We start from the raw sequence: 3,243 nt of genomic DNA on the forward strand, positions 1-3,243 counted from the left end.
GGCCAGTGAGGCCGCGGGCACGCCGAACACGGCCCGCGCGGCGAGCGGGTGCACCGCCAGCTGGATGCCGCGCTGATCCGCGGTCGGCGCGTGCGGCAGGCGCCGCGGCATCACCACCGCGCGGGTGTGCAGGCCGCCGACCGGGACGTGGAACGCGGCCGACCGCATCCGCGGACCGTCCGGCACGTCGATGGGCAGCGCCCCCGACAGGGAGAACACCAGGGTCAGCCAGGGGCTGGGGAATCCGCGGTGCTCACCGGGCAGCGGCGGCATCCGGTAGCCGACCATGCCCGGCACCGCGGCCCGGGCCGCGGGCGGCGGGACCAGTCGGACCAGCGCCTCGGGAGCCGGGTCGGCGGGCATGCGATCACGGTAGCCCCGGCCGGTGCGGGCGGTCCGGATCGTTAGGGTGGGGTGATTCGCCCGAACCGCGGGCCGACGGATGGTGTGCCGGGAAGTCTGGTCGGCGGAAGGATCCTGCATGCCATCTGGGCCCTCGTCCGAACCGTCGCCCGAGTCGGCGTCCCCGTCGGTGTTCTCCCGCGGGTCGTGGGCCGAGGACAGCCGGCTCGCCCAGATCCTGCGCAGGGAGACGGTCGGCGGCGCGCTGCTGCTGGGCGCCGCGGTCATCGCGCTGGTCTGGGCCAACTCGCCGTGGTCGGCCTCCTACTTCGCCATGCTCGACGCCGTGGCGGGACCGACGTTCCTCCACCTGGACCTGTCCCTGGAGGCCTGGGCGGCCGACGGGCTGCTGGCCATCTTCTTCTTCGTGGCCGGGTTGGAACTGAAGCGGGAGTTCGTCGCCGGCGACCTGCGCGACCCGAAACGGGCGGCGGTGCCGGTGTTCGCCGCGGTCGGCGGCATGCTGGTGCCGGCCGCGATCTACCTGGCCTTCGCGGCGGGTACGGCGCCCAAGGGGTGGGCCATCCCGACGGCCACCGACATCGCGTTCGCGCTGGCCGTGCTGGCGGTCATCTCCACCCACCTGCCGTCGGCGCTGCGCACCTTCCTGCTGACCCTGGCCGTGGTCGACGACCTGCTGGCCATCATCGTGATCGCGGTGTTCTACACCGCCGACCTGCAGCTGGGGTTCCTGGCGCTGGCCCTGATCCCGCTGGCCGGGTTCGGGTTGCTGGTGCAGCGGCGGATCAGCCACTGGTACCTGCTGCTCCCGCTGGCGGTGGCCACCTGGGTCCTGGTCCACGCGTCCGGGGTGCACGCCACGGTGGCCGGCGTCCTGCTCGCCTTCACCGTGCCGGTCCGCCCGCACCCCCGGGACAAGGAGCCCGGAACCGGGCTCGCGGAGCGGTTCGAGCACCTGCTCCGGCCCATCTCGGCCGGCGTGGCGGTGCCGCTGTTCGCCCTGTTCTCGGCCGGCGTGACCATCGGCGGGCTCAGCGGGTTCGCCTCGGCGCTGACCGACCCGATCGCCATCGGCATCATCTGCGGGCTCGTCGTGGGCAAGCCGATCGGCATCCTGGCCGCCACGTTCCTGACCTCCAAGGCGCTGCGCCGGCCGCTGCAGCAGGGGTTGACCTGGCCGGACGTCACCGGGGTGGCGATGCTGGCCGGCATCGGGTTCACCGTGTCGCTGCTGATCGGTGAGTTGGCCTTCGCGGCCAATCCCGAATCCGACGACCACGTGAAGATCGCGGTGCTGACCGGTTCGCTGAGCGCCGCCCTGCTGGCTGCCGTCGTGCTGCGGCTGCGCAACCGGCGGTACCGCGCGATGTGCGAGGAGGAGAACCGGGACGACAACCACGACGGCATCCCCGACGTCTACGAGCGCGAGTAGCCTGCCCGGCGTGACCGACTCCCCCCGAGCCCTCGTCCGACCGCCGTCCCCGCACCTGGCCGACGGCCTGCTGACCCACCTGGAACGGGTCCCGGTGGACGTGGACCTGGCCCGGCGGCAGTGGGACGGGTACGTGGCCGCGCTGACCGGGGCCGGCTGGGACGCGGTCGAGGTGCCGGCCGTGCCGGAGTGCCCGGACGGCGTGTTCGTCGAGGACACCGTGGTGATGGTCGGCGGCACCGCGGTGATCACCCACCCGGGCGCCGAGCCCCGCCGGGCGGAGACCCTGGGCACCTCGGTGACGGTGCGCGCGCTGGGCTACCCGACTGCGACCATCGAGGACGGGCACCTGGAGGGCGGTGACGTGCTCAAGATCGGCACCACCGTGTACGTCGGCCGCACCGCCCGCACCGACGCCGCCGGGGTGGCCGCGCTGCGCCGGATCTGCGCGCCGCTGGGCCACCGGGTGGTGGCGGTGCCGACGACCAAGGTGCTGCACCTGAAGTCCGCGGTCACCGCGCTGCCGGACGGCACCGTGATCGGCTACCCGCCGCTGGTCGACGACCCGGGGTTCTGGCCGCACTTCCGGCCGGTGCCCGAGGAGGGCGGGTCGCACGTGGTCGATCTGGGTGACGGGCGCCTGCTGATGGCCGCATCGGCGCCCCGGTCGGCCGCGCTGATCGCCGACCTCGGGTTCACCCCGGTCCCGGTCGACATCTCCGAGTTCGAGAAGCTCGAGGGCTGCGTGACGTGCCTGTCCGTTCGCCTTCGTCACGCTCCGTCGACCGAGGTCTGAGGTCCGTCCGGGGTCGGCCCCGGTCGGCCCGTGAACCACCCCGTCGGGGTGTCACCCGCGGTGGCAACCGGATCGGCCGCGGGGCAAGATCGTCGGGGGCAATGACGCCCGCGGAGCAACGAGAGGAACTCGTGAAGAAGATCATCAACGACCCGTCCACCGTCGCGGCCGAGGCGCTCGAGGGCATGGCCCTGGCCTACCCGGACCTGCTGACCGTGCACTTCGATCCGAACTACGTCACCCGGGCCGACGGGCCGGTGCAGGGGAAGGTCGCGATCGTCTCCGGCGGTGGCAGCGGGCACGAGCCGCTCGCCGGCGGGTACGTCGGGCCGGGCGGCCTGGACGCGGCCGTCCCCGGGGCCGTGTTCACCTCGCCCACCCCGGATCAGATCCTCGACGCGACCAAGGCGGCGGACGGCGGCGCCGGCGTCGTGCACCTGGTGCTCAACTACACGGGCGACGTGCTCAACTTCGAGACCGCCGCGGAACTGGCCGAGGCCGAGGACATCAACGTCCGGGCCGTCGTGATTGACGACGACGTGGCCGTCAAGGACTCCACCTACACCGCCGGCCGGCGCGGCGTCGGCGGGGCGATCCCCTGGTACAAGATCACCTGCGCGGCCGCGGCCCGCGGCGACGACCTGGACTCGGT

Annotated in this window: 3 protein-coding genes and 1 pseudogene; 3 read left to right on the forward strand and 1 reads right to left on the reverse strand. The window is 73.5% G+C overall.

All coding sequences use genetic code 11. The features are described 5' to 3' along the window. Window positions 1-363 (reverse strand): annotated as a pseudogene (locus tag ACOJUF_RS00770) (AraC family transcriptional regulator); the annotation flags it as partial. 118 nt (window positions 364-481) lie between these two features. Between ACOJUF_RS00770 and nhaA the strand changes: the two are divergent. The 3 genes from nhaA to ACOJUF_RS00785 all read left to right on the forward strand — a co-directional run. Continuing rightward, entirely contained in the window at window positions 482-1,795 is a 1,314-nt protein-coding gene (gene nhaA / locus ACOJUF_RS00775) for a Na+/H+ antiporter NhaA (RefSeq protein ID WP_420119957.1), read from the forward strand. A 10-nt stretch (window positions 1,796-1,805) separates the two neighbouring features. Continuing rightward, window positions 1,806-2,591 carry a dimethylargininase gene (gene ddaH / locus ACOJUF_RS00780; RefSeq protein WP_420119958.1) on the forward strand — a complete coding sequence of 262 codons (786 nt, stop codon included), beginning with the start codon at window positions 1,806-1,808 and terminating at the stop codon, window positions 2,589-2,591. 131 nt (window positions 2,592-2,722) lie between these two features. Further along, window positions 2,723-3,243, forward strand: a 521-nt coding sequence (locus ACOJUF_RS00785) for a dihydroxyacetone kinase subunit DhaK (RefSeq protein WP_420119959.1), incomplete at its 3' end; no start/stop codon positions are given.

It is taken from the genome of Nakamurella sp., from assembly GCF_048594475.1.
GTDB lineage: Bacteria > Actinomycetota > Actinomycetes > Mycobacteriales > Nakamurellaceae > Nakamurella.

Excerpts from the sequence above, each read along its gene's own strand:
- nhaA (WP_420119957.1), top strand. The coding sequence starts at position 482 with ATGCCATCTGGGCCCTCGTCCGAACCGTCGCCCGAGTCGGCGTCCCCG.